Below are 25,625 nucleotides of genomic sequence, written 5' to 3' on the forward strand. Positions count from 1 at the left end.
ATTAATATATGCTTAAAGTGGCAAAATTTGGAGGAAGCTCCTGCGCGAGCAGTGAACAGTTTGAAAAGGTAAAAAACATTGTGATGGCTGACCGGGATAGAAAATACATCGTGGTTTCCGCACCGGGGAAAAGAGATAGCAGGGATATTAAAGTGACCGACCTTTTTATTTCCTTATATGGGGCAGTCCAGGAAAAGAAAAAAGTAGAGAGCATTGTAGAGAAGATTAAGAAGCGTTATCAGGAAATCATTGATAATTTGTCTTTATCCATTTCTTTGGATGAAGACTTTGCGGAAATAGTGGGAAAGCTTACAGAGGGGGCCAGCCTGGACTACGCTGCATCCAGAGGAGAATATTTAAATGCACGTGTTATGGCGGAATACTTGGGATTTCCTTTTGTTGATGCGGAAGACTTAATTTTCTTTTCCGGAGAATCCTGTGATTTCAAAAAAACGGAGGAGGTGGCGAAGTCCGTTCTTTCCTCTCTGGAATATGCGGTTATTCCCGGTTTTTACGGTGTCAATGAAAAAGGGGAAGTTGTAACCTTTAGTAGAGGCGGTTCCGATGTGACAGGTTCTCTTGTTGCCGCAGCCGTTTATGCAGACTTATACGAAAACTGGACCGATGTTTCCGGATTTTTAGTTTCTGATCCTCATATCGTAGAGAATCCGGAGGTTATTGATTATATTACCTATAGAGAGCTTCGAGAATTAAGCTATATGGGAGCAGGGGTTTTGCATGAAGACGCGATTTTCCCGGTAAGAAAAGAGGGAATTCCCATTCAGATTAAGAACACCAATGCTCCTGAGGATCATGGGACTATGATTGTGGCCAATACACTGAAAAAGCCTCGTTTTATTATCACCGGTATTGCCGGAAAGAAGAATTTCTGTTCCATTAATATTGAAAAAGCAATGATGAATGCGGAAATCGGCTTTATCAGAAAGGTTCTTTCCGTTATTGAAGAGAATGGTATTTCCGTAGAGCATACGCCTTCCGGAATTGATACCTTGACACTCTTTATTCATCAGGAGGAGCTGGAGTCTCACGAGCAAAAGGTATTGCAAGGTATTCAGAGAGCGGTGAATCCGGATCTCATTGAGTTGGAATCGGATCTTTCTCTGATTGCGGTTGTGGGAAGAGGAATGAAGTCTTCTCGCGGTGTTGCAGGTAGAATCTTCTCTGCTCTTGCCCATGAATACATTAACATCAAGATGATTGACCAGGGTTCATCCGAGTACAATATCATCATCGGTGTAAAGAATGAAAACTTTGAGGCGGCTATCAAAGCCATATATAATATGTTTGTACTTTCTGCATTGCCTGCTAAAAAATAGAGGGAGCTTCCAAACAAATAAAGCGGTTAAAAAGAACAGGAATCATAACAAGAGACAGCAAGTAGTGCTTTAATAGACTTAAAAAAGAACCGTTTGGAAAAACTAAGAAAGAGATAAAAGGGAGAAAAGTGGATATTATTGTGGTTGGCGGCGGGCCTGCAGGAATGATGGCGGCGATTTCTGCAAGACAGGTGAATAAAACTGCTGAAGTTCTCTTGATTGAAAAAAATGAAAAACTTGGGAAAAAGCTTTTTATTACCGGAAAAGGAAGGGGAAATCTAACTAATAGCTGCGAAGAAGAACAGTTTTTTTCGCATTTTTTGAGAAATCCTCGCTTTATTTATCCTGCTTTTCGGGCTCTTTCCAATAGAGACTTGATGGACTTTATTGAGAAAAACGGTTGTGCTTTAAAAGAAGAGCGAGGAGGAAGAATTTTCCCTGTCAGCAATAAGGCCTATTCGTTAACCGATGCATTAAAATCTGCCTTAAAAAAATACGCCGTTAAGGTGGAATGCAATCAGACTTTGAAAGTGATCAAAAGAAAGGAAGAAGGCTTCCTGTGCCGGATTGGGAACAAGGAAATTGATACAAAAAAGCTTATTCTTGCTACAGGCGGTCTCTCTTATCCCTCTACCGGTTCTACCGGAGACGGCTACCGTTTTGCCAAAGAACTGTCTATTCCGGTTACAAAGCTCTATCCGTCTTTAGTAAAAATGGAAGTTTTGGAAGAGGATATTTTTTCTCTTTCCGGGCTGAAGCTAAAGCATATTGTGGCTAGCGTGGAAGATGAAAAAGGGAAGGTATATGGGAAAAAGACGGGAGAACTTTATTTTCAAAAGGACTCCGTATTCGGTCCGACCGTTCTTTCCCTTTCTGCAGAGCTTTCCCCGGCGATTCATGAATCTCCTATGGGGAGTTTCACGATAGTCATTGATTTAAAGGGAGAAATGGAGGATTTCGATTCCTCTTTCTTAGCGGAATGTGAAATAAGAGGAAAAGAAAGTATCAAAGATTTGATCAAGGAGAAGCTCCCTAAGCAGCTATTTCCGACCTTTTTAAAACGCTTGGAAAAAGAAGGGGTCGCTTTGGAAAAAAAGGCTTCTGAATGTAAAAAAGAGGAACGAAAAAAGATTTTAAAGCTCTTTCATCGTTTTAGTTTTACGATTGCCGCTACAGGAGACTATAAGGAAGCGATTGTTACCATAGGCGGAATTGATACAAAGGCTCTTTCCAAGAAAACCATGGAAGTGAAGTCGGTTCCTGGACTCTATTTTGCAGGAGAAGTCATCGATGTGGATGCCTATACGGGCGGATATAATATGCAGATTGCCTTTTCCACAGGATATCTTGCCGGAAAGTCTGCGGGTGAGTCTCTTGCCCTACAGTTATTGTGAAATATGGATACCCGGACTAATGGATACATGGACAAAAAGAGATGCGGAAATATGAAGAAAGAACAGAATACATAACGAAAAAACAAAAAACATAAAAAAAGAGCAAATAACATAATAAAGAGCAAAAACATAAAAGGAGCAGGAAATACAAATCGTATAAAAAGCTCGCAGAATCAAAGAGAAAAAGGAGAATATTATGCCATACTCAATTGCCATAGATGGACCTGCAGGGGCTGGAAAATCCACGATTGCTAAGGCTGTAGCAAAAAGTTTGGGCTATTATTACGTGGATACAGGAGCCTTGTACAGAGGATTGGCCTTCGGGCTTTTGCAAAAAGGGGTTCCTTTCGTGAATGAAAAGGCAGTGGAAGAAGAAATCAAGAATATAGATGTTGAGCTTCTTTATGAGGACGGTGTACAAAAGGTTCTTTCCAACGGCGTGGATTGCAGTGCCTATATTCGTACTTCGGAAATAGGCGAGGGAGCTTCCGTGATTTCACAGTATGCTTCCGTTCGAGAGAAGCTCCTGGATTTACAGAGGAATGTGGCAAGGCAACATTCCTGTGTGATGGACGGGAGAGACATCGGTTCCGTAGTACTTCCCCATGCCAATAAAAAGTTCTTTCTGACCGCGTCTTGTGAAGTGCGTGCAAAAAGAAGAACACTGGAGTTTCAGGAAAAGGGAGAGTCTGCAGACTATGAAACAATTTTAGACGAAGTAAAAAAAAGAGATGAGAGAGATATGAACCGCGCTGTGGCGCCTTTGAAACAGGTCGAAGATGCAATTTTAATTGACAGCTCAAACTTAAGCATAGATGAGGTCGTGGATTGTATCCTTAGTTACTGTGTGGGAAGCGAGGCATAATATGGCGGTTGTCCTTGCAAAAAGTGCCGGCTTTTGCTTTGGAGTGGATCGGGCCGTAGAGGCAGTCTACCGTGTTTTGGAAGAGGAAGAAAAAAAAGAGCCTGCCTTAAGGCTTCCGATTTATACTTACGGGCCGATAGTTCATAACGAAAGAATAGTAGAGGAACTGGAAGAACGCGGTGTACGAGTATTGAAAAGCCTGAAGGAACTGACAGAACTTGCAGAAGGAATTGTAGTTATCCGTGCTCATGGTGTAGGGAAAGAAATCTATGAGACGCTGGAACAAAGAGGTTTAAAAATCGTAGACAGCTCCTGTCCCTTTGTAAGAAAAATACAGAAACTTGTTGCAGAACATACCAAAAACGGGGAGTCGGTGATTGTTATGGGAGATCCGGAACATCCTGAAGTGCAAGGTATCCTTGGCTGGGGAGAGGGCGATGTCATTGCCTTAAAAGGAGTAGAAGAGGTAGAGGCTCTGCCGGATGGTAACGGAAAAAATGTATTTATAGTGGCACAAACAACTTTCCATATTGACAAATTCAAAGTAGTTCTTGAAACTTTTAAAAAAAAGGGGTATCATACTTCTGTTATCAATACGATTTGCAACGCAACTTTCGAACGTCAGTCAGAAGCAAGGGAATTAGCTGGTAAGTCCGATGCCATGGTGGTTATCGGAGGAAGCAGTTCATCTAACACAAAAAAGTTATATGAGATATGCAAGGCGATTTGTCCTAACACCCAGCTGATACAAACGGTGAAAGATCTCAAATTCAACTCGGATGAAGCGATTCGCAACGTAGGTATCACAGCAGGGGCAAGCACCCCAAAAGAAATTATAGAGGAGGTTCTAACTTATGTCAGAAATGAGTTTTGAACAATTGCTTGAAGAATCATTAAAGTCGGTTCACGCAGGAGAAATCGTTACGGGAACAGTCATCAGTGTAAAGCCTGATGAGATTGCATTGAACATCGGTTATAAGTCCGATGGAATCATGACAAGAAGTGATTACAGTGCAGACAACCAGTTGGATCTTACTACCGTTGTAAAGGTAGGAGACGAAATTGAGTGTAAGGTTAAGAAGGTTAACGACGGAGAAGGTCAGGTCGTACTTTCCCACAGAGATGCTTTACAGTCTAAGGCTTCCGAGGAATTAAGAAAGGCTTTCGAAGAGAATGCTATCCTTACAGGAAAAGTAGTGCAGGTAGTAAAGGGCGGACTGAATGTAGAAGTTGATGGAGCAAGAATCTTCGTTCCCGCATCTTTGGTATCCGATAGCTTTGAGAGAGATTTAAATAAATATCAGGGACAGGATATTCAGTTTGTAATTACAGAGTTTAATCCGGCCAAGAGAAGAATCATCGGTGACAGAAAGCAGATTATGTCTGCACAGAAGAAGGAGCAGCACGACAAGCTTTTCTCTGAGCTTGCAGAAGGCGATGTTCGTACCGGTGTAGTGAAGAACCTTACAGACTTTGGTGCGTTTATCGATCTTGGAGGAGCAGATGGACTGCTTCACATCTCCGAGATGAGCTGGGGAAGAATCGAGAATCCGAAGAAGCTCTTTAAGCCGGGACAGGAAGTAGAAGTTTTGGTTAAGGAAATCAGCGGAGAGAGAATCGCTCTTACCAGAAAGTTCCCGAATGAGAATCCGTGGAAGGATGCTGAGAGCAAGTACGCTGTAGGTGAGATCGTAAAGGGAAAAGTTGCAAGAATGACCGACTTTGGTGCATTCATCGAGCTGGATAAGGGAATCGATGCGCTTTTGCATGTTTCTCAGATTTCCAAGGATCATGTAAACAAGCCGTCCGATGTACTTGAGCCGGGCCAGGAAATCGAGGCAAGAGTGGTTGATCTTGATGTAGATAATCACAAGATTTCTCTTTCCATCAAGGCACTTCTTCCGGAAGATGAGCAGGATACTGCTGATGTAGATGTAGCTGCTGCAAGCGAAGAGGAATAATTCTATAATCTGTCTTTGAAGCGGTTCTCAATGAAAATCCTCGTTTCGAAGAAATAGTTTGAAGATTTTATTTCGCTAAAGAAATATATTAAAAAAGGCTGAGCTATGCTCAGTCTTTTTTATACTTTTCATAATCCTTGAGAAGGCGTAGTATATAGGAGGAATACACGATATGATTAATAACGCAGATATTCATAATCAAACCATGTAGATATTCATGATTAAAATTTGAAGATCTAGTCTGGGGAATTTTTATATGGATGCAATGCTATAGCAAAAACAGAGGAGTATAAATGGGACTGGAAATAGAGAGAAAGTGGCTGGTAAAGGATGAAATTTTAAAAAAGCAAGACTGCATTCATCTGGAGGATTTTGACTATCGGGATATTAGCCAGGGCTATCTCTGTGCTGTTCCGGTTATACGAATTCGAAAATCAATAAAAAAGAGTGGAGAGAGCCACTACATGCTTTCCTATAAAGGGAGGGGGCTTTTAGAAAGAGAGGAGTATAATCTTCCTCTTACAGCTGAGGCATACGAGAGCCTAAAAGGGAAGATAGAAGGGCGACTTATTGAAAAGAGACGTTACATTTTGCCGTTCGGAAAATATAAGATTGAATTGGATATTTTTAAAGGAAAGCTGGAAGGCTTGATTTATGCCGAAGTGGAATTTCCCACAAAAGAAGAAGCGGAGAAATTTTCGGCACCGGAGTGGTTCAACCGAGAACTTACGGAAGAACCCGGAAATAGCAATGCGGATCTGGCTTTTAGAAATTAAAGGGAAGGACTAGGCGAAGGTTGGATTCTTCTCCTTGACAGGAGGCGGATTTTTCCTCTTTTTCTTGCAAGAATCTTAGAGAAATGCTATACTTGTCCCTCGTAGGCTCTGCTTTAACGGAGCCCGAAAAAATGAGATCTTGTAGCAGTTGCGCAGGGCTCGTAAAGAAAGAATATTTTTGGAGGTATGCGCAATGAGCGTAAAAGTAGAAAATCTTGAGAAAAGCATGGCAAAGCTTACCGTTACGGTAGCTGCGGAAGAATTTGAAAAGGCAGTGGAAAGTGCCTATCAGAGAACAAAATCTCGTTATAATGTTCCGGGATTTCGTAAGGGAAAAGCAACAAGAAAGATGATTGAAAAGGCTTACGGAGCACAGGTTTTCTATGATGCTGCATTAAATGAAGTATTGGATCGTCATTATCCTGAAGCAGCTGCCGAGTCGGGTCTGGATATTGTTTCTCGTCCGGAAATTGAAATCAAAGAGCTTGAAGAAGGCAAGGATTTGGTATTTACCGCTTCTGTTGCCGTTCGTCCTGAAGTAAAACTGGGTGAGTATTTTGGCGTAGAAGCTGAAAAGGCAGATGTATCCGTTTCTGCCAAGGAAGTTACCGAGAGATTGAATAGAGAGCTGGAGAAGAATTCCAGAATGATTGATGTAGACCGCGCCATTAAGAAGAACGATATTGCTACTATTGACTTTGTCGGTTCTGTAAATGGCAAGGAGTTTGCAGGCGGAAGAGGAGAGGACTATCCTCTTACTATCGGTTCCGGTACCTTTATTCCCGGCTTTGAGGATCAGTTAATCGGAGCTAAAGCGGGGGATAATGTAGATGTTAAGGTCACCTTCCCGGAGAACTACGGAGCAAAGGATCTTGCCGGTAAGGAAGCACTCTTCAAAGTTACGGTAAAGCTTGTTAAAGAGAAGCAGGTTCCGAAGGCGGATGACGAGTTTGCCAGCGAGGTTTCCGAGTTCGATACCTTGGATGAGTATAAGAAGGACATTAAGAAGCAGATTAAGGAAGAGAAGGAAAAGAGAGCCGGATCTGAGGTAGAGAGTCACGTTATTGCCAAGGTGGTCGAGAATGCGGAAGTAGAACTTCCCGAGCCTATGGTGGCTACACAGCTTGATCAGATGTTCTATGATTATGCAAGACGCATGGAACAGCAGGGCATTCCGATGGAACAGTACATGCAGATTACCGGGCTTACAGAGCAGGCCTTAAAAGAGCAGATGAGAGCATCTGCTGTACAGAATATCAAGACTTCTTTGGTGCTGGATGCGATTCAGAAAAAAGAGGGAATTGAGGCTTCTGATGAAAAACTTGAGGAAGAATTACAGAGAATCAGCGATCAGTATCGTATGAAGAAAGAAGATTTTGTAAAGACTATCACAGATTCTCAGAAGGCTTCTATCAAGAGAGAGTTAAGCATTCAGGCTACTATTGATGCGTTGGTTGAAAAGGCAAAGCTTGTAAAGGCTGAGAAGAAGACAAAGAAGGAAGAAAAGGCGGAGAAGGAAGAAGCATAAGTATAAGTAAAAGTATAAATCTGTATGGCTTACTTCTATTTCGGACTCATCCGAGAATTATTCTTTTGGATAATGTAGATAATCCTATGGAGCGGTGTTATCACAACACCGCTCTTTCAGTTCACAAAATATTTACAGTTTCTTAAACCAACGGTTTAAACGGAAAGATAAATTTCTGTGTTAATATAAGAGAAAATAAGGTCTATTAGGAGGTAACAGATGAAAGATTACTTATTTCCACATAATATAACGACAATACCCTATGTTATTCAGTCTACCAGTAGAGGAGAACGTTCCTACGATATCTTTTCAAGACTTTTGAATGAGCGTATTGTTTTTCTTGGAGATGAAGTAAACAGTGATACGGCTTCTTTGGTCATTGCACAACTTCTTTTCCTGGAGTCGGAGGATCCGGATAAGGATATATTTCTTTATATCAATTCTCCGGGCGGGTCCGTTACTGCAGGTATGGGAATTTATGACACCATGCAGTACATTAAGTGTGACGTATCCACGATCTGCGTAGGAATGGCGGCTTCTATGGGAGCTTTTCTTCTTGCCGGCGGAGCGAAAGGGAAGAGAATGATTCTCCCGAATGCGGAGGTGATGATTCATCAGCCTTCCGGCGGTGCGCAAGGTCAGGCAACGGAGATTCAGATTACGGCAGAGTGGATTCTCCGTACAAAGAAAAACCTTGCCAAGATTCTTGCGGAAAATTGTAATCAGCCTGTGGAAAAGGTTATGGAAGATACAGAAAGAGACCACTGGATGTCTGCGGAACAGGCACTGGAGTATGGACTTGTTGACCATATTTTCAAAAAACGTAGTGAGATAGAGGAGAAAAAATAAGAGATGGCTATGAAACCGGATGATAAGGTAAGATGCTCCTTTTGCGGAAAATCTTCCAAGCAAGTCAGAAAAATGATTGCCGGCTTAAACAATACCTATATCTGTGATGAATGTGTTGAGCTTTGTCAGGAAATCTTTGATGAGGAAATGTTGGGAGATGAGAGTGGCAGCGATGTTTCCGAGTTGCATCTATTGAAACCAAAGGAAATCAAGGATTTTCTGGATGAATATGTTATCGGGCAGGAGGAGGCGAAGAAGGTTCTTTCTGTTGCGGTTTATAATCACTACAAACGCATCACTTCCAAGGTACGGGATATAGATGTGCAAAAGTCTAATATTCTGATGATTGGACCGACTGGTACGGGAAAAACCTATCTTGCGCAGACCCTTGCAAAAATCCTGGGTGTTCCCTTTGCTATTGCAGATGCTACGGCCTTGACAGAAGCCGGTTACGTAGGAGAGGATGTAGAAAATATTTTACTGAAGCTCATTCAAGCTGCGGATTACGATGTGGCAAGAGCGGAAATTGGAATCATTTACATTGATGAAATTGATAAGATTACCAAAAAGTCGGAGAATGTTTCTATCACGCGTGATGTATCCGGTGAAGGTGTACAACAGGCTTTACTAAAGATATTGGAAGGAACCGTTGCATCCGTACCGCCGCAGGGTGGAAGAAAACATCCTCAGCAGGAGCTAATTCAAATTGATACGACCAACATTCTCTTCATTTGTGGAGGTGCCTTTGACGGTCTGGAACACATCATTGAAAAGCGTATTGCTTCCGGATCTATTGGATTTGGTGCGGAAATTGTAGAGAAAAACAAGGATAATTATGATGATGTATTAAAGCAGGTTCAACCGGAGGATTTAACAAAATTTGGATTAATTCCGGAGTTTATCGGTCGTGTTCCTGTGGATGTAGAGTTATCCAGTCACGATACGGAGAGTTTAAAGCGGATTTTGACTGTTCCAAAGAATGCTTTGGTAAAACAATATCAGAAACTTTTTGAGATGGATGGTGTAGAGCTGTCCTTTAGGGATGATGCAGTGACTGCTATTGCAGAAAAGGCGGTACTGAGAAAAACAGGAGCTCGAGGTCTACGTTCTATCATGGAAGGCATGATGATGGATATCATGTATGATATTCCCTCTGATGAAGAAATTTCCGATGTGGAGATAACAAAGGAAGTTGTGGAGGAACATGCGAAACCGCGTCTTACCATGGATGCACAAAAGAGAAGAGAACGCTATGAGTCGTTCCAATCCAATAATCAGGATGGCCTGAAAGAGAAAAAGGCCTCCAAAAAGAGGGGATAATATGCTGATTCGTTCTGTTGACCTTCCTTATGTTTGTGGAGTTAAGTCTGTACTTCCCAAGACAGGAAAACCGGAATTTGTCCTTGCAGGTCGTTCCAATGTAGGGAAATCCTCTTTTGTAAATGCCTTGTTACAGAGAAAGTCTTTTGCCAGAACTTCTTCTACACCGGGTAAGACCAGAACCATTAATTTTTATGCTGTAAATGACGCTTTTTTTCTGGTCGATTTACCCGGCTACGGCTATGCGAAGACAGGACCGGTAGAACAGGAAAAGTGGGATCGCTTAATTCGACGGTATCTTTCTGAAGGAGAGGATATCGAAGAGGTAATCCTTCTTTTGGATTCACGCAGAGTTCCGAACGAAATGGATTTACAGATGTTTCAGTGGATTCTTGCCGCAACAGGTTATGAACCAATTGTAATCATTACTAAGATGGATAAGCTGAAGCGCTCTCAACACGCAAAGGCGATAAAAGAGATACGTGAAAAACTCGGGGCTTCGAAAGACTGTATGATGATTCCGTTTTCTGCGGAAACAAAGTCTGGAAGAGAAGAGTTTTTGGAACTTGTTGATAAGATTTTACGTGAAAACAGCTAAATAACTCTGAGAAAAATGGAAAGATTTAAATAAAAGGCTTGCACTTTACCCTGTCCTGTGGTAAAGTGAACAAGCTGTTTTGACGAGGTGTGATAATGGTAGTCGGCCAGCCTGGAAAGTTGGTGCTCACGTCCGTGGGTTGTGGGTTCAAGTCCCATCCTCGTCGCTAAAGGCTCTGGATTCTTATGGATATAAGGATTTGGAGCTTTTTTCGTCTAAGAAAAAGCAAGATAGAAAAACTATGTGTTTTTTCTAATGTGCTATTTTATTTTTGATTCAATTTCTTCAATTTTCCAATATATTTCTTTTCAAGTATCCCAAATATTGTATAATAAAATTATTCAGGAGAAAGGAGGAAGCACATGCTGGAATATCTGAACCTAAAGTTGGACGGTCTGGGTGTGGGAGAGAGTTCTCTGAATATATGGATGAAAAATGGAAGATTAAAATACTCCTATGATTCAACAGAGTATGACAATGGACCTTCCCTTGTTTTAAATGTTTCCAGAGATTCTGCCTCCTCTTTTTTAGAAAGCCTGGACAACTTGCATCTTTACCGGTGGAAAGAACAGTATTTTGAAGAGAAGAAGGACCGTTCGAAAGAACAGAAGCTTTCTTCTCGTTGGTATCTTTTCTACAAAGAAAAAAACAGAGAAGCGAAAGAATTTCAGGGATCAAATGTTTTTCCTAAGGACTGGGAGAAATTGATGGAGGCCATTGCGAAGCTTACGGCGGATATGGATCATTCACGCTTTAACGGCCTTATGGAATTTACCATGGATGTGAAAGACATTCGGGAGCAGATTTTTTGGAATCCTGTCAGTAGGGAAGAGAATTGTGTAGAGGTGGAATACAGAGATTTTTTATCTGTTTCCAGAGAGAGCAAGAAGCTCCTGTATCAACAATTTACCAATGGTGTTTTCACGGTTAAGCACGAGTACAATATACCCAATATAGTGGATTATCTTTTGGGAAATATAGAACGGTATTTCACCAATTTCAGTGAAAGTGATTTGCCGGAGGAAGAGGCGGATGATTCTGCAAAGATAACAATATGTCTGTATTTTGAAAATGGAAAAAGGCAAGTACTTAGAAGAACGTATGATCGATACGGATTGCCGGATGACTGGGATGATTTGTTGGAGGACTTTCATAAAACACTGGCCTATTACGGCGTGTTCGGAACTATTTTTGATTCCGGATTGTATCATCACGGGGTGAAAAAAGATGAACATATTTATCTTTCCTGTATTTTTGAACCGAATGGGAAAAGCTATTATTATAGGAGTAGGGAAGATAATCTGGCAGTAGGAGACTTTGTATTGGTTCCAAGTAGCAGACAGGAAAATGCGGAAACAGTGGTGATGATTTCGGAAATTCTGTATTGTAAGGAAGAAGAAGTACCTTATCCTTTGGAAAAAACAAAATTCATTTTAAGAAAATTAGATGATGGTGATTTCTATAGTTTTTTGACAGGAGATAATCCGGATAGGAATGCATAGTTTATTTGATATGCTATGCTTCCCGGAAGGAGAAAAAAGTGATTATTTTAATTGATTTTGAGAATACGCATGCCAGCGGGTTTCAGGGGGTAGAATATCTCAATGAACAGGACACTCTGGTGGTGTATTATAGTGACGAAAATTCTGCTGTGAATAAGGGAGTAGTGGACGATTTAAAAGCAAAGAACGTCCATGTGCGGATGGTGAAGCTTCTAAAGCAACACAGCAATGCTTTAGATATGTATATTGCGTCTACAACGGGCATGTTTCTCGATACGGGGGAAAAGATTTGCATTGTTTCCAAGGATAAGGGGTATGCAGCGGTTCGAGATTTCTGGCACAGCTTAAGAGGAGCGGAAATTCTTCTTGGAGAAACAATTGAGGAGTGTTTCCTCCATTCCATTGCCAATGATGATGAACGAATCAGAAGAGCCAAGGAAAGAAGTCAGAAAGCGCTTCTTACGGAGGCTTTTGAAACCATGAACAATATCCCTACAAGACCTACTTTGAGTAGAAATCGATTCTGGAGGAGAGGCAGACAGGTGAATTACGATTTGAGTAGTCATTTGAATCCTGTGGAAATTCTCCCGAATCCTCTTGCTAAACCTTCTCAAGAGGAGGAATATACACTGACAGATAACGAGCTTGAGAATTTAAAGGAGTTCTTGGAAGAGGAAAATCTTATAGCGAAGGAAGATTCAGTAGACGTAGTAGAGATTGAAAGTTCACCGGAGTTGGATGGTGAAAATCAGAATAAAACATTAGCGGAGAAGAATGTAAAACAATCTTTTCCGGAAAAGGTATTGCTTTCTGAGGCAAACCTGCCGAGCAGTATAAACTCTATTGCAGAGGAAGAAGTGAAAAAGGAAGAATCTTCCTCCATGAACGGAAGTGTACTCTTAGAAGAATTACCAAAACCGGAAACTGCACAAACATTCAAAGCGGCACCAAATCAAGTTCGTTATGTATGGGATGCTGTAAAAAAAGCCATGATAAAAGTGGAAGAAGAATTAGAAGGAAGTTTGGATCAGTCTTCTGTTGGGGAAAGCACATTGTTAGCGGAAGAGGAAAATGATATTACAGAAGGAAAGAAAGAGAAGAGAAGAAGAAACTCCCGAAGAAGGCATAGTGGAAAGAAGACGGAAGAAGGAACAGAAAGTAAAGATAGTAAAGAAAAGATAGAAAGTAAAGACAATAAAGAAGTTTCCGGAGAGGCAGAGTTACCTCTTGTTCCCGAAAAAGGAGCTATAGAGAAGAAAACAAAGCAAAGTGCCCCGAAGGACAGAAAGGATAAGGGGGGGTCTTCGACGGGGAATAATCCTGAAAAACCGGGGTTAGATAAGGAAGATCCAAAGAAGGAAGATCCAAAGGAGGAAAATCCTAAGAAGGAAAATTTGGAGAAGAAAGATTCGAAAAAGGAAGATCCGAAGAAGGGGAATCCGAAGAAGGAAAATCCAAAGAGGGAGAATTTAAAGAAGAAGGATTCGAAAAAGAAAGATTCCGAGGATAAAGACTCTCAAAATCCAGAAATTGTTAAAAAAGATATGCAAACCCAAGGTACTAAAAAAGATGTAGAAAAAAGGGAAACGGAGAAAACGGACAATAATATAGAAGTAAAGAAAAAAAGTAGAAGAAGGCCGAGCAGGTCAAGAAAAAAACAGGTTGAAGAGGAAGTAAAGGAAGATTCTAAGGAGAATGATTCCAACTAAGATATTGATTCTTTGAAAAAGTTCTTGCAAGCCGCGCAACATTATGGTAGTATACCTTTTGTTGTGCGGGAGTGCTGGAATGGCAGACAGGCAAGACTAAGGATCTTGTGTCCGGTTGGGCGTGTGGGTTCAAGTCCCATCTCCCGCAGCATGATAAGAGTCTAGGAATCAAGCTTAAGTGCATATGATTCTTAGGCTTTTCTTTTATATTTGAATCAGCTTTTGTGCATTGATAGTTATACTTACAGACGGAATAATCAATATCTAAAAGAGGTGGCGTATGAACATAGCGGTAATAACAGGAGCAAGCTCGGGAATTGGAAAAGAGATTTGTTTTGCCATACAGGATAGAATTCCTGCCGTAGAGGAATTCTGGCTATTTTCCAGAAGAAAGGATGAACTGCAAAAGATTGCGAATCAACTGTTTTGTCCTACTCGAATCTTTTCTTATGACTTAACAGAGAAAGAAGGAATAGAGGAATACCGCAGCGCATTAACGAAGGATAAGCCCTCAATTTTATTTTTGGTCAATGCTGCGGGCTTTGGTAAATTGGGGGAGACGGAGAAACTTTCCGAATCGGAACAGCTTAAGATGATTGATTTAAATTGTAAGGCATTGACTGCTTTTACCGTATATTCGCTTCCGTTTATGAGGAGGAAATCCAGAATCATTCAGATTGCGTCAGCTGCGGCATTTTTACCGCAAAGGGAGTTTTCGGTCTATGCTGCAACGAAGTCTTATGTCTACTCCTTTTCCTTGTCCTTAAGAGAAGAGCTTAGGGAAAGAGAGATTGGTGTCACCGCAGTATGTCCGGGACCTGTGGATACGGAATTTTTCAAGGTGGCGGGAAATGAAGGGAAGCTTCGTTTCGCAAAGTCCTTCTTTATGGCAAAGCCCAAAAAAGTTGCCATGCAGGCACTGATGGATAGCGTATTGAAGCGACCCGTATCTGTTTATGGCTTTTCCATGAAGCTTTTCTATGCTATGAGTCGGGTTATTCCTGATTTTATTCTGATAAAGTTCCTAAGGAAATTCTATACTTAACTTTAAAACAGCCAAGGCTGGAAAAGAAATGGATTGATTATATGCGAGAAATTCTGGTTTCTGAAAATGAAAAGGAGCAAAAGCTTATAAAGCTATTGCAAAAGTTTTTCAAAGGACAAAAAGACTCCTTTCTTTTTAAGATGCTCAGAAAGAAAAACATTTTACTGAACGGAAAAAGGGCAAGCGGCAAGGAACTTTTGTCAATAGGAGACAAGGTACAACTATATTTTTCGGAAGAAAGTTTGAAGAACTTAAGTTCCGCCGGAAAAGAAATAGAACAACACTGGGATAGCTCCTACAAAAAATATATTCACTATGAAGACGAGAATCTGATTCTTTTTGCAAAGCCGGCAGGTTTATTGTCGGAGAATGATGAAAGTTCATCCCTTTCAGTTAATTCTCTTCTTTCTGCGTATCTCCTGGAAAATGGAGAAGTGAGTGCGGAGCAGCGTGCAACCTTTAGGCCGGGTATAGCCAATCGTCTGGATCGAAATACTTCCGGTCTGATTTTGTTCGGAAAGAATCTTGCTTCCTTGCAAAGTCTCGGTAGAATGATGCAGGAGCATAGGATAGAAAAGCATTATTATGCTTTGGTTACAGGGGATTTTCAGAAAGAAGGACTACAGGAAAGCTTTATCCAAAAAGATAAAAAAGAAAATAAGGTCTATAAGAAGACGGAAGGAGAGGGAGAAAAGATTTCCGCTGTTTTTTCTGTGCTTCATAAGTATAGGGATGGAAATCAAATTTTCACTTTGCTTTCTGTTAAGCTCTTAACCGGAAAGACCCATCAAATTCGTTCTCAGCTTTCTTTTTTGCAGCACCCGATTCTGGGAGATGATAAATACGGAAATCGGGAGATGAATAAGCTATACAAAAATAAGGGAATCAAGAGGCAGCTTTTACATGCCTATTCTCTTTCTTTTCCTGCTATAGAAAAGGAAGATATTTTGTCTTCTTTGTCTGAAAGAAACTTTATTTTGCCTATGCCGGAGGATTTTCAAACACTGGTAAAAAGTTGCGAGGAAATTTTGTAAACGGAAATGTTGACACAAAATAATTTATATAGTATATAATTCTTGCATTGTTTGAAACAGGAATAGTAATATCTAAAATTTCCTGTAGCTAAAATTTCGAGAATTTAAATTTTTAAATATCTAAATATTCAAATATTCGAGTTTACGAGTATCTCAATTTCTCTAAATCTAAATTCTTTTATTTTCATCTTTATTTCAATTGAAAAACACTGCTTATTCTGTTTATATCTTTAAGATACTTTAATTCATTTTTCTTGGATTTTTTTCAAATTCTTATTTTATTCTTTTTCAATCAGGAGGATTTTATGCTGGCCAATGTATATTCTGCCGGTCTGATAGGGTTAAATGCCTATCTTTTTTCGGTACAAGTGGATGAGTCGAACGGTTTACCTCGTTCTTTGATTGTCGGGAATGTTTCGCCATCGGTTAGAGAAGCGCTCGACCGAGCGGAGATAGCTCTGAAAAATATCGGAATAGAACTTCCTCCAAAGAAGATAACCATAAACATACAACCGGCAGATATACGAAAGGGAGGGACCTCCTTTGATTTTGCTATTTTAGTCGGAATGTTGCTTTCTACACAGAAGATAGAGGATTTCCCCTATAAAAATCATGCTTTTTTAGGAGAATTGGGTCTAGATGGAGAGATAAAGCATATTCCCGGAGTGCTTCCGATGGTCATGGCTATGAAGGAGGCCGGAATAGAAGGCGTATTTGTAGGGAAGGAAGATGAAAAAGAAGCAAGAAACTGTGAAAATATAAAAGTAACCGCCCTTTCCTCGGTTGAAGATTTTATTCTTTTATTACCGCAAAAATATTTGAAAAAATGGAAAAAAGAGAAAGAAAAATGCAACGATTTCGATGCGGAGAAAAAGGAAGAATCTGTTTCTAAGAAGAAAATTAAGATTGGCTTACAAGATGCAAGAGAAAAAAGCAAGGGAAAAAAGGCAGTAGAGGATTTTCGAGATGTTGTGGGACAAGAAGCGGGGATTCGTGCTTGCCTTATTGCCGCTTCCGGTAAGCATGCGCTTCTCTTTTCGGGACCTGCGGGTGCAGGGAAGAGTATGCTGGCGAAAAGAATACCGACTATTCTTCCTAAGCTTAGTAAAGAAGAGAAGCTGGAGATAAGCAAGATCTATTCTATAGCAGGGAGTCTTTCTTCGGAATATGGAATGATAGAGGAAAGGCCTTTTCGAGCACCGCATTCTGCCATCAGTCAAAATACATTGCTTGGGGGAATGGTGCACGGAAATCTCGTACCGGGTGAACTTGCTTTAGCAACAAAGGGAGTTCTCTTTTTGGATGAGTTACCCCTATTTAGAAAGGAGACAGTAGAAGCTCTACGCAGTCCCTTGGAAGAGAGGAAAGTAGTCTTACACCGTCTGCAACAGGTTTTTTCTTATGATGTAGACTGTCTCTTGGTGCTTGCGATGAACCCCTGTCCCTGCGGTTTTTTTCCGGATAGAAATCGATGCAATTGTAGCCCTGCTCAGATACGGACTTATCAAAGAGGTCTGTCTAAACCTATTTTAGAAAGAATCGATATTTCCATGGAACTTCCGCCTGTTTCCATTGAGGATGCTCTGGGAAAAGAGGGGAAGCTTTGTTCCGATGATTTACGAAAGAAAGTGGAACAGGCAATGCAACGACAGAAGGAACGTTTTAAGCATGAAGAAAAAATAGAGTGGAACAGTCAGATGGGAGTGGGTGAACTTGAAAAATTTTGTACATTGGGGAAGGAAGAAGAGGAATTTATGAAGAAAATTTTTGCCATAAAAAATCTCTCCATGAGGACGTATCACAAGATTTTAAAAGTGGCCAGAACCATTGCTGATCTGGAAGGAGAGGAGAAAATCGGAATTCCTCATCTTTCGGAGGCAGTAAGCTATCGTACAGTGGATGAAAAATTGTATTAAAAGGGGGCTGGAGTGAACAGAATAGAAGAAATTCCGGCATTTGATTCTCGCTTTCCGGAGCGTCTTAGAGAGATTCCGGAGAGTCCGGGCTGTATATACCTAAAGGGAAGACTTCCGGATCCGGTTGAGATGACGGTAGGAATAATTGGTGCAAGGGACGGTACGGAATACGGAAAAATGGTAGCGAGAACTTTGGCTAAAGAGCTGTCAGAATACGGAATCAGTATTATCAGCGGTATGGCATACGGAATAGACACCGCAGCACATGAAGGAGCACTTTTGGGAGGCGGAAAAACCTATGCTGTTCTGGGATGCGGCGTGGATATCTGCTATCCCGCAATAAACAGAAAGTTGTATTCTAAAATTCAGGAAGAAGGGGGGATAATCAGTGAGTATCCGAAAGGTTCCCCTCCCTTACCGCATCATTTTGTGGCAAGAAATCGTCTGATTGCCGGACTTTCCGATATTTTGATTGTGGTGGAAGCAAAAGAACGTTCCGGCACTTTTATTACGGTGGATAGAGCCTTGGAGCAAGGGAAGCAGGTCTTTGTTGTTCCGGGAAGAATTACGGATCCTTTATCCAGAGGTTGCAATAGGTTGCTGATGGAGGGAGCAAGCCTCTGCCTTTCAAAAGAAGATATCTTATCATGTTTTTCTATAGAAGCGGGGAAGGATAATGAAAAAAAGCCGAATCTGAAGGGAGAAGAAAAACGGATTTATAATGCTTTGGATCTAGAAGGGAAGCATATTGATGCTTTATATAAGGAACTTGGAATTCCCTTGCAAAGTCTTTATAGTATATTGGTTAAAATGGAAATAGAAGGGTACTGTGAATGTATTTCAAGCTCCTATTATAGAAAGAAAAAATTTTGACGAACAAATCTAAGCCTTGCATTTTTTTTCTTCATCGTTTATATTGACGACAATTTTATAAATCTCAGCGAATAGTCTTAAAAAAAGAAATGTTCGTTTCTGAACAGGAGGAATAGCTTTTTAATGAGCAATAACTTAATTATCGTAGAGTCTCCGGCAAAAGTAAAAACCATCAGTAAGTTTTTGGGAAAATCCTATACCATCGATGCCACAATGGGGCATTTAATTGATATGCCAAAAAGTTCCCTGGGTGTGGATGTGGAAAATGACTATGAGCCTAAGTACATTACCATACGCGGGAAGGGAGACCTTTTAAGTAAGTTAAAAAAAGAAGCCAAAAAAGCGGATAAAATATATCTGGCAACTGACCCGGATCGAGAAGGAGAGGCAATCAGCTGGCATTTGCAAAAGGAACTCTTAAAGGATGCCAATAACGAGGATAAGATTTCTCGAATCAGTTTTAATGAAATCACTAAAAATGCGGTAAAGAATGCCTTGAAAAATCCGAGAGAGATTGATATGGATTTGGTCAATGCGCAGCAGGCCAGAAGGGTAATGGATCGTTTGGTGGGCTATACGATTAGTCCTTTACTTTGGCAGAAAATCAAGAAAGGTCTTTCGGCGGGACGCGTGCAGTCTGTTGCATTAAAAATGATCTGTGACAGAGAGGCGGAGATTGCAGCCTTTGTTCCTGAAGAATACTGGAGTTTAGATGCGGTATTTTCTGTCGGTAAGAAAGAAATATCGGCTTCTTTCTATGGTAAGGATAAGCGTATTCCCTTGGATAAGGAAGAAACTGTAGCTTCGATTTTAAAGGAAATCGGAAAGACTAAGCTGACTGTCGTGGAGAAGAAGCAGGGAGAGAGAAGAAAGAAGGCTCCTCTTCCCTTTACAACCTCAACTCTGCAGCAGGAAGCGGCAAAGCTGTTATCTTTTCCGACACAAAAGACCATGCGGATTGCCCAGAGTTTGTATGAGGGAGTACAGATTAAGGGAAGAGGTGTAGTAGGACTGATTACTTACTTAAGAACCGATTCCACAAGAATCTCTGATGAAGCGCACCGGGCTGTTTTGGAAAAAATACGCGCAGAATACGGAGAAGAGTACTGTCAGAAAAAGCAGGCTGAAGAAAAGAAAGAAGGAAAGATACAGGATGCTCACGAAGCAATTCGTCCGAGCTATCTGGAAATTACTCCTTTTGAAGCAAAAGACAGTCTGGGAAAAGACGAATACAAGCTGTATCAGCTGATTTACAAGCGCTTCGTGGCTTCCAGAATGGAAAGTGCGGTATACGAAACGGAAACCATTAAACTATCCGCGAAGGATTATATTTTTACAATTAATGGAAGCAGACTTCGCTTTGAAGGATTTCTTGCGGTGTATATGTCGGAAGAGGACAAAAATGAGAAGAATATTGCGCTCCCTCCTCTAAAGGAAGGAGACAGCTTTGCGGTAAAAGAATGGCTGAAGGAACAGCACTTTACCCAGCCTCCGGCACATTATACAGAGGCTTCTCTTGTAAAAGCACTGGAAGAGGGCGGAATTGGAAGACCATCTACCTATGCACCGACAATAGGTACCTTGTTATTAAGAAGATACGTGGGGAAAGAAAAGAAAAATCTTTTTGTTACGGAACTGGGTAATGCGGTGAATGAGATGATGTCTCAGAATTTCCCTGGAATTGTAGACAAGGAATTTACGGCGAATTTGGAATCCCTTTTGGATTCCGTCAGTGTCGGAGAGACCGCTTGGAAAACCATTGTGGAGAATTTCTATCCGGACCTTTCCTCAGCAGTGGAAAAGGCAAAGGAAGAGGTTGAGAAGGTAAGCATTAAGGATGAGGAAACAGATGTAGTCTGTGATAAATGCGGCAGAAAGATGGTCTTGAAATACGGCCCTCACGGAAAGTTTCTTGCCTGTCCCGGATTCCCGGATTGTAAGAACACGAAGCCCTATGTAGAATATGCAGGCTTTCTCTGCCCGACCTGTGGTGCGGAGTGTGTAAAGAAAAGAAGTAAAAAGGGAAGAATTTTCTATTCCTGCTCAAGATATCCGGACTGTGATTATATGACTTGGCAAAAGCCGAAGGATGCGAAAAGCGGAGAGAAAAAAGAAGGGGAGATTATGGCATAAAAATAAGAATAGATTATGTTCTTATCCCTATTGCAAAGCAGAGACTATTTTGCTATAGTAGTCTCTGCGTCTTTTTATGGCGAGTTTTTTACTGCCTATTTTAGGACGGACGAGGGATTATGCCTTGTGCATTATTCAGTCAATAAATGATCACCTTATATGAAAAACCGACGGTGTCTTTTGAGATGATTTCGGTCTGCACACAGCATATAAGGGAAGGTAAACCAAGGAGGTATAAAATGAGTGCAATTGGAATGAAGCAGTTATTGGAAGCCGGTGTACATTTCGGACACCAGACCAGAAGATGGAACCCTAAGATGGCTCCCTACATCTACACAGAGAGAAACGGAATTCACATTATCGATTTACAGAAGACTGTAAAGCTCGTTGATGATTCCTACAATGCTCTTTCTCAGATCGTAGCAAACGGAGGAACCGTTCTTTTTGTAGGAACCAAGAAGCAGGCGCAGGATGCTGTGAAGGCTGAGGCACTTCGTTGCGGTGAGTTCTATGTAAATGAGCGTTGGCTTGGTGGTATGCTTACCAACTTTAAGACCATCCGTTCCAGAATCCAGAGACTGAAGGATATCGAGAAGATGGCTGAAGACGGAACATTTGATGTTCTTCCGAAGAAGGAAGTTACTCTTTTAAAGAAGGAGTGGGCTAAGCTTGAGGCTAACTTAGGCGGAATTAAGGATATGAAGAAGACTCCGGATGCTATCTTTGTTATCGATCCGAAGAAAGAGAAGATTTGCGTTCAGGAGGCACACTCTTTAGGAATTACTCTTTTCGGTATTGCCGATACCAATGCTGATCCGGAAGAGTTGGATTACATCATTCCGGGTAATGATGATGCTATTCGTGCTATTAAGTTGATTGTTGCTAAGATGGCAGATGCCGTTATTGAAGCAAAGCAGGGCGACATGACTGAGGAAGAGGCCGCTTTAGCAAGTAGCGAAGAAGACTTCTCCAAAGAGGAAGAATAAGATATTGAACCTCCCTTTTGTGCTTTAATTCTTAACAAGTGGCGCAGGCGAAGCCTGGAACCTCTTGTTTAGGCTTTGGACAGAAGGGATTGTTTTTATGAAGAATATTGTGCGAATGGCGTGCAATATTCTCGTATAAAGAAATAGAGGAGGAAAGTAAAATGGCAGAGATTACAGCTGCATTGGTAAAAGAATTAAGAGAAGTAACCGGAGCAGGTATGATGGCTTGTAAAAAGGCACTTGCCGCTGTGGAAGGAGATATGGAGAAGGCAATCGAGCACTTGAGAGAGCAGGGACTTGCCGGAGCGGAGAAAAAGGCAGGAAGAATCGCTGCCGAGGGCGTTTCCTTTACTAAGCTTTCTTCCGATGGAAAGCGTGGTGTTGTTGTAGAAGTTAATGCAGAAACAGACTTCGTTGCAAAGAATGAGAAATTCCGTACTTTTGTAGATGAAGTTGCCGCACAGGCACTGAATAGCAACGCTAAGGATATTACTGCTTTTCTTGCAGAAAAGTGGGAACTTGATCCGTCTCAGACTGTTTCCGAGCAGCTTTCAGCAACGATTTCCGTAATCGGAGAGAATATGAACATCCGTCGCTTTGAGAAGCTGGAAGAGCCGAACGGTCTTGTACAGGACTATGTTCACTCCGGCGGAAGAATCGGTGTGCTTCTTCAGGTGAAGTCCTCCGTAGTAAACGATGCTGTTAAGGAAATGGCTAAGAACGTAGCTATGCAGATTGCTGCATTAAATCCGAAGTACATTACTCGTGCTGAAGTAGATCAGGACTATCTGAAGAACGAGAGAGAAATCCTTCTTGCCGCTGCAAAGAATGAGAAGCCGAACGCTCCTGAGAAGGTTTTACTCGGAATTGTTGAGGGAAGACTGAATAAGGAATTGAAGGAAGTTTGTCTTGTGGATCAGGTCTATGTTCGTGCTGAGGACGGAAAGCAGACCGTAGGTCAGTATGTAGAGAGCGTAGCTAAGCAGGCTGGCGCTGAGCTTTCCTTAGTTCGTTTCGTTCGTTTTGAGACCGGTGAGGGACTGGAGAAAAAGAACGAAGATTTCGCTGCAGAGGTTGCTGCACAGATAAAGTAAGAATTTTTTGAAAAGGCTGAGTAAGTTTTACTTACTTGGCCTTTTTTTCTCTTGTCTAAAGATATGGAATATTTTTGTAATGATTGCTATTAGAGTTATGACGTTAAGAAATGAGGAAGATAATGGAAGCATTTACTTTATTAAAAGATCTGGTTTCTATTGACAGCACGAATCCCGGGAAGGGAGAGGGGGAAGTGGCAGACTATTTAATTCGTGTTTTGAGAGAGCCTTTTGAAAAGATTGGCGGCTTTTATGAGCGAATAGACTGTGAGGGAAATCGTCCTATTCTTCGCTTTGTTCTTCCGGCAGAAGACAGGGAAAAGTGCTTTAGCTTTATTTGCCATATGGATACAGTGCCAATTGGTTTAAACTGGAGCAAAAATCCTTTTGGAGAATTGGAAGGGAATCGTTTTTACGGGAGAGGTTCTTCCGATATGAAGGCCGGCTTGGCTTCGGCTTCTGCTGCCTTTTTATCATTCTTGGGAGACTTCGCTTCAACTGAAAAGGAGTGCAAGAAAAAAAGACTTAGTTCTGGACTGCAGATAATTTTCACATACGATGAAGAAGGGGAAATGAAGGGGGTAGAAGAAGCGATAAAACGGAAGTGGATTACGAAGGATACCTTACTTATGGATACGGAGCCTACTGACGGGAGTATTCAAACCGCTCATAAGGGGAGATTTTGGTATCGAGTTTTGTTTCATGGGAAGGCGGCTCATGCCTCAGAACCGGAAATGGGAACAGATGCCATTTTATGTATGGGAATGACTCTGCAATATGCAAAAGAGGCAGTCGAGAAGCTTAAAGTTGATTCTTTCTTAGGAGAGTCCAAAATCTGCTTTGGCCAGTGTAAGGGCGGGATTCATCCCTATCAGGTCCCTGCTGAAGCGGAGTGCTCGGTAGATATGCGATTAGTGCCACCATATGCGGTGGAAGATGGAAGGGAGATTTTATTGAAAGCGGGAGAGAAGGTAAAGGAAAAATATCCGGGTTTAAGACTGGATGTGGAAATCAAGGGCAATCGCCCGGCTATTCCGCATTACTTGGACAATGCTTTATTACCTTTACTAAAGAATGCAATCGAACAGTCCGGATATAAGGCGGAGGTCCTGCCCTTTCCGGGATATACCGATACTGCAGTAGCCGCAGGTATTTTGGGAAATAAAAACACTCTTTCATACGGTCCCGGAAGCTTAAAGGTAGCGCATCAACGAGATGAATTTCTGGAGATTGATGATTTGGAACGCTGTACAAAAATTTATCGGAAGCTGTTGGATTCCTTCGTATTATCTTGATGATTTTAATCTATAAATTTATTCTGATGATTTAATCTACGGCTTTGCCATCTTGATTTTTAGGCTGTTTTAGGCTGTGGGGTTTCCGGATGATTATTACCTAGTAGAGTTTCATGATGCTTTTAATCTGCAGAATTTTATTGATAATTGTCAAGCGTATGCCACTTCAATAATTTAAAATTCTTTCAAATATAAAAACAAATTTTAAATTATTGAAATTGATTTTTTGATAATAATAATTTATCTTTTAGAAAAATATGTTATACTAGGCAGGTTCTGAGTATAGACAATGAGGAGGAATTTATGAAAAAGAGACTGGCAATGAGCACAGCAGCAATTCTTTCTTTAGCTCTTCTTGCTTCCTGCGGCGGAAAGAAAGCTGCGGAAACGACGGCAAAGGCTGAAGAAACAAGCACCGCACAAGAAACGGTGAAGGAAACCGAGGCGGAGTCCGAGAAGGCAAGTGTTGGCGGAAAGCTTTCCATTGTGGCGACTTCCGAGGATTACAAGAAGCTCTTTGATGAGTTCACCAAGGATACCGGAATTGAGACAGAGTTACTTTCCATGTCTTCCGGTGAGGTAATCAGTAAGCTTAAGGCGGAAGGCGGTACTCCGACTGCAGACCTTTGGTTTGGCGGCGGAATCGATGCGTTCATGAGCGCGAAGGACAACGGTTTACTCGAGAAGATAGACCTTGATGCTGCGGATGATTTTGCAACAGGCTATATTGATCCGGACCATTACTGGTATACCAAGGGAGTTACCGTTGTAGGTTTTATCGTAAATGACGGCATTTTAAAGGAAAAGAATATCGAGGCTCCGAAGAGCTGGGATGATCTTACGAACGCTGCATATAAGGACGAAGTTCTGATGTCCAATCCTGCCGTATCCGGCACCAACTACGGTGTGGTAAATGCTCTTCTGCAGAAGAAGGGTGAAGAGGAAGGATGGAAGTATTTCACTGCTTTAAATGAGAATGTGAAGTATTACTCCAAGAGAGGCGGCGATCCCAGAGAGAAAACTTCTCAGGGAGAAGTAGCTATCGGTATTACCCCGATGGATAAGAAGACGGAAAAGCTTGCTTCCGAGCAGAACTGTTCTTTAGTTTATCCTGAGGACGGTATCCCCTATGTACCGGAGGGCGTTGCCGTATTTAAGGGTGCTGCCAATGTAGAGCAGGCAAAGGAATTCTTAAACTGGCTCTATAACAGTGAGGATCACTTAAAGGAATTGGCTGAAATTGACGGTAAGAATACCATTAAGGTCGTTCTTCCGAAGCTTTCCGGAATTGAGCTTTCCTTTGATACAGGAAAGCTTATGAAAGAAGATTTAGCCCTTTTCGGTGCACAGAGAGACAGTATTCTTGAAAAGTGGGAGACTCTTGCCGGAAGCAAGAATGAGGCTTAATTC

The 25,625-nt window shown here is 41.4% G+C and carries 21 protein-coding genes and 2 tRNA genes; all 23 read left to right on the forward strand.

Annotated elements, in window-relative coordinates; genetic code table 11:
- The first annotated feature begins 8 nt into the window (after positions 1-8).
- The 23 genes from HMPREF9625_RS07975 to HMPREF9625_RS08085 all read left to right on the forward strand — a co-directional run bounded on the left by HMPREF9625_RS07975 (position 9) and on the right by HMPREF9625_RS08085 (position 25,622).
- Positions 9-1,337 (forward strand): aspartate kinase, encoded by a 1,329-nt coding sequence (locus HMPREF9625_RS07975; RefSeq protein WP_009534183.1) that lies wholly within the window; start codon positions 9-11, stop codon positions 1,335-1,337.
- 128 nt (positions 1,338-1,465) lie between these two features.
- Positions 1,466-2,731 (forward strand): BaiN/RdsA family NAD(P)/FAD-dependent oxidoreductase, encoded by a 1,266-nt coding sequence (locus HMPREF9625_RS07980; protein WP_009534184.1) that lies wholly within the window; start codon positions 1,466-1,468, stop codon positions 2,729-2,731.
- Between the two features lie 196 nt (positions 2,732-2,927).
- Positions 2,928-3,596: a (d)CMP kinase gene (cmk, locus tag HMPREF9625_RS07990; RefSeq protein ID WP_009534185.1), complete on the forward strand. Its 669-nt coding sequence runs from the start codon at positions 2,928-2,930 to the stop codon at positions 3,594-3,596.
- A gap of 1 nt (position 3,597) precedes the next feature.
- The gene (gene ispH, locus HMPREF9625_RS07995; protein ID WP_009534186.1) at positions 3,598-4,470 is read left to right on the forward strand and encodes a 4-hydroxy-3-methylbut-2-enyl diphosphate reductase; all 873 of its coding nucleotides are present in this window, start codon (positions 3,598-3,600) and stop codon (positions 4,468-4,470) included.
- On the forward strand, positions 4,451-5,557 hold the full coding sequence (gene rpsA / locus HMPREF9625_RS08000) for a 30S ribosomal protein S1 (protein WP_009534187.1): 1,107 nt from the start codon (positions 4,451-4,453) through the stop codon (positions 5,555-5,557). The genes ispH and rpsA overlap by 20 nt, the downstream gene beginning before the upstream one ends.
- Positions 5,558-5,850: 293 nt before the next feature.
- Entirely contained in the window at positions 5,851-6,333 is a 483-nt protein-coding gene (locus tag HMPREF9625_RS08005; protein ID WP_009534188.1) for a CYTH domain-containing protein, read from the forward strand.
- A 193-nt stretch (positions 6,334-6,526) separates the two neighbouring features.
- A complete protein-coding gene (gene tig, locus HMPREF9625_RS08010) occupies positions 6,527-7,861 on the forward strand; it encodes a trigger factor (RefSeq protein WP_009534189.1) in 1,335 nt (444 codons plus the stop codon).
- Between the two features lie 219 nt (positions 7,862-8,080).
- Positions 8,081-8,710: an ATP-dependent Clp endopeptidase proteolytic subunit ClpP gene (gene clpP / locus HMPREF9625_RS08015; protein ID WP_009534190.1), complete on the forward strand. Its 630-nt coding sequence runs from the start codon at positions 8,081-8,083 to the stop codon at positions 8,708-8,710.
- 3 nt (positions 8,711-8,713) lie between these two features.
- Positions 8,714-10,030: an ATP-dependent Clp protease ATP-binding subunit ClpX gene (gene clpX, locus HMPREF9625_RS08020; protein ID WP_009534191.1), complete on the forward strand. Its 1,317-nt coding sequence runs from the start codon at positions 8,714-8,716 to the stop codon at positions 10,028-10,030.
- Position 10,031: 1 nt separating this feature from the next.
- The gene (gene yihA, locus HMPREF9625_RS08025) at positions 10,032-10,628 is read left to right on the forward strand and encodes a ribosome biogenesis GTP-binding protein YihA/YsxC (protein WP_009534192.1); all 597 of its coding nucleotides are present in this window, start codon (positions 10,032-10,034) and stop codon (positions 10,626-10,628) included.
- A gap of 81 nt (positions 10,629-10,709) precedes the next feature.
- Positions 10,710-10,794 (forward strand) — tRNA-Ser (locus tag HMPREF9625_RS11330).
- Between the two features lie 196 nt (positions 10,795-10,990).
- A complete protein-coding gene (locus tag HMPREF9625_RS08030; protein WP_009534193.1) occupies positions 10,991-12,130 on the forward strand; it encodes a hypothetical protein in 1,140 nt (379 codons plus the stop codon).
- Between the two features lie 38 nt (positions 12,131-12,168).
- Positions 12,169-13,839 (forward strand): PIN domain-containing protein, encoded by a 1,671-nt coding sequence (locus HMPREF9625_RS08035; protein WP_009534194.1) that lies wholly within the window; start codon positions 12,169-12,171, stop codon positions 13,837-13,839.
- Between the two features lie 65 nt (positions 13,840-13,904).
- Positions 13,905-13,987, forward strand: a tRNA-Leu gene (locus HMPREF9625_RS08040).
- A 132-nt stretch (positions 13,988-14,119) separates the two neighbouring features.
- Positions 14,120-14,884, forward strand: coding sequence for an SDR family NAD(P)-dependent oxidoreductase (locus HMPREF9625_RS08045; RefSeq protein ID WP_009534195.1), 765 nt, complete (start codon positions 14,120-14,122; stop codon positions 14,882-14,884).
- Positions 14,885-14,925: 41 nt separating this feature from the next.
- Positions 14,926-15,918, forward strand: a complete 993-nt coding sequence (locus tag HMPREF9625_RS08050; RefSeq protein WP_009534196.1) for an RluA family pseudouridine synthase — start codon at positions 14,926-14,928, stop codon at positions 15,916-15,918.
- Between the two features lie 305 nt (positions 15,919-16,223).
- Complete coding sequence (locus HMPREF9625_RS08055) at positions 16,224-17,834, forward strand: YifB family Mg chelatase-like AAA ATPase (RefSeq protein WP_009534197.1); 1,611 nt, start codon at positions 16,224-16,226, stop codon at positions 17,832-17,834.
- Between the two features lie 12 nt (positions 17,835-17,846).
- The gene (gene dprA / locus HMPREF9625_RS08060; RefSeq protein ID WP_009534198.1) at positions 17,847-18,707 is read left to right on the forward strand and encodes a DNA-processing protein DprA; all 861 of its coding nucleotides are present in this window, start codon (positions 17,847-17,849) and stop codon (positions 18,705-18,707) included.
- A gap of 123 nt (positions 18,708-18,830) precedes the next feature.
- Positions 18,831-20,840: a type I DNA topoisomerase gene (gene topA, locus HMPREF9625_RS08065; protein WP_009534199.1), complete on the forward strand. Its 2,010-nt coding sequence runs from the start codon at positions 18,831-18,833 to the stop codon at positions 20,838-20,840.
- A gap of 239 nt (positions 20,841-21,079) precedes the next feature.
- Complete coding sequence (gene rpsB, locus HMPREF9625_RS08070) at positions 21,080-21,826, forward strand: 30S ribosomal protein S2 (protein WP_009534200.1); 747 nt, start codon at positions 21,080-21,082, stop codon at positions 21,824-21,826.
- Positions 21,827-21,987: 161 nt separating this feature from the next.
- Entirely contained in the window at positions 21,988-22,920 is a 933-nt protein-coding gene (gene tsf, locus HMPREF9625_RS08075) for a translation elongation factor Ts (protein ID WP_009534201.1), read from the forward strand.
- 122 nt (positions 22,921-23,042) lie between these two features.
- Positions 23,043-24,215: a M20 family metallopeptidase gene (locus tag HMPREF9625_RS08080; RefSeq protein WP_009534202.1), complete on the forward strand. Its 1,173-nt coding sequence runs from the start codon at positions 23,043-23,045 to the stop codon at positions 24,213-24,215.
- A gap of 303 nt (positions 24,216-24,518) precedes the next feature.
- Positions 24,519-25,622, forward strand: a complete 1,104-nt coding sequence (locus HMPREF9625_RS08085; RefSeq protein WP_009534203.1) for an ABC transporter substrate-binding protein — start codon at positions 24,519-24,521, stop codon at positions 25,620-25,622.
- The last annotated feature ends 3 nt before the right edge of the window (positions 25,623-25,625 follow it).

The sequence above is a fragment of the Oribacterium parvum ACB1 genome, assembly GCF_000238055.2.
In the GTDB taxonomy this organism is placed as follows: Bacteria; Bacillota; Clostridia; order Lachnospirales; family Lachnospiraceae; genus Oribacterium; species Oribacterium parvum.

Bases quoted from the DNA above. Each gene is read 5' to 3' on its own strand.
- HMPREF9625_RS07975 (WP_009534183.1), top strand. From the start codon at position 9: ATGCTTAAAGTGGCAAAATTTGGAGGAAGCTCCTGCGCGAGCAGTGAA.
- cmk (WP_009534185.1), top strand. From the start codon at position 2,928: ATGCCATACTCAATTGCCATAGATGGACCTGCAGGGGCTGGAAAATCC.
- ispH (WP_009534186.1), top strand. From the start codon at position 3,598: ATGGCGGTTGTCCTTGCAAAAAGTGCCGGCTTTTGCTTTGGAGTGGAT.
- rpsA (WP_009534187.1), top strand. From the start codon at position 4,451: ATGTCAGAAATGAGTTTTGAACAATTGCTTGAAGAATCATTAAAGTCG.
- HMPREF9625_RS08005 (WP_009534188.1), top strand. From the start codon at position 5,851: ATGGGACTGGAAATAGAGAGAAAGTGGCTGGTAAAGGATGAAATTTTA.
- tig (WP_009534189.1), top strand. From the start codon at position 6,527: ATGAGCGTAAAAGTAGAAAATCTTGAGAAAAGCATGGCAAAGCTTACC.
- clpP (WP_009534190.1), top strand. From the start codon at position 8,081: ATGAAAGATTACTTATTTCCACATAATATAACGACAATACCCTATGTT.
- clpX (WP_009534191.1), top strand. From the start codon at position 8,714: ATGGCTATGAAACCGGATGATAAGGTAAGATGCTCCTTTTGCGGAAAA.
- yihA (WP_009534192.1), top strand. From the start codon at position 10,032: ATGCTGATTCGTTCTGTTGACCTTCCTTATGTTTGTGGAGTTAAGTCT.
- HMPREF9625_RS08030 (WP_009534193.1), top strand. From the start codon at position 10,991: ATGCTGGAATATCTGAACCTAAAGTTGGACGGTCTGGGTGTGGGAGAG.
- HMPREF9625_RS08045 (WP_009534195.1), top strand. From the start codon at position 14,120: ATGAACATAGCGGTAATAACAGGAGCAAGCTCGGGAATTGGAAAAGAG.
- HMPREF9625_RS08050 (WP_009534196.1), top strand. From the start codon at position 14,926: ATGCGAGAAATTCTGGTTTCTGAAAATGAAAAGGAGCAAAAGCTTATA.
- HMPREF9625_RS08055 (WP_009534197.1), top strand. From the start codon at position 16,224: ATGCTGGCCAATGTATATTCTGCCGGTCTGATAGGGTTAAATGCCTAT.
- topA (WP_009534199.1), top strand. From the start codon at position 18,831: ATGAGCAATAACTTAATTATCGTAGAGTCTCCGGCAAAAGTAAAAACC.
- rpsB (WP_009534200.1), top strand. From the start codon at position 21,080: ATGAGTGCAATTGGAATGAAGCAGTTATTGGAAGCCGGTGTACATTTC.
- tsf (WP_009534201.1), top strand. From the start codon at position 21,988: ATGGCAGAGATTACAGCTGCATTGGTAAAAGAATTAAGAGAAGTAACC.
- HMPREF9625_RS08080 (WP_009534202.1), top strand. From the start codon at position 23,043: ATGGAAGCATTTACTTTATTAAAAGATCTGGTTTCTATTGACAGCACG.
- HMPREF9625_RS08085 (WP_009534203.1), top strand. From the start codon at position 24,519: ATGAAAAAGAGACTGGCAATGAGCACAGCAGCAATTCTTTCTTTAGCT.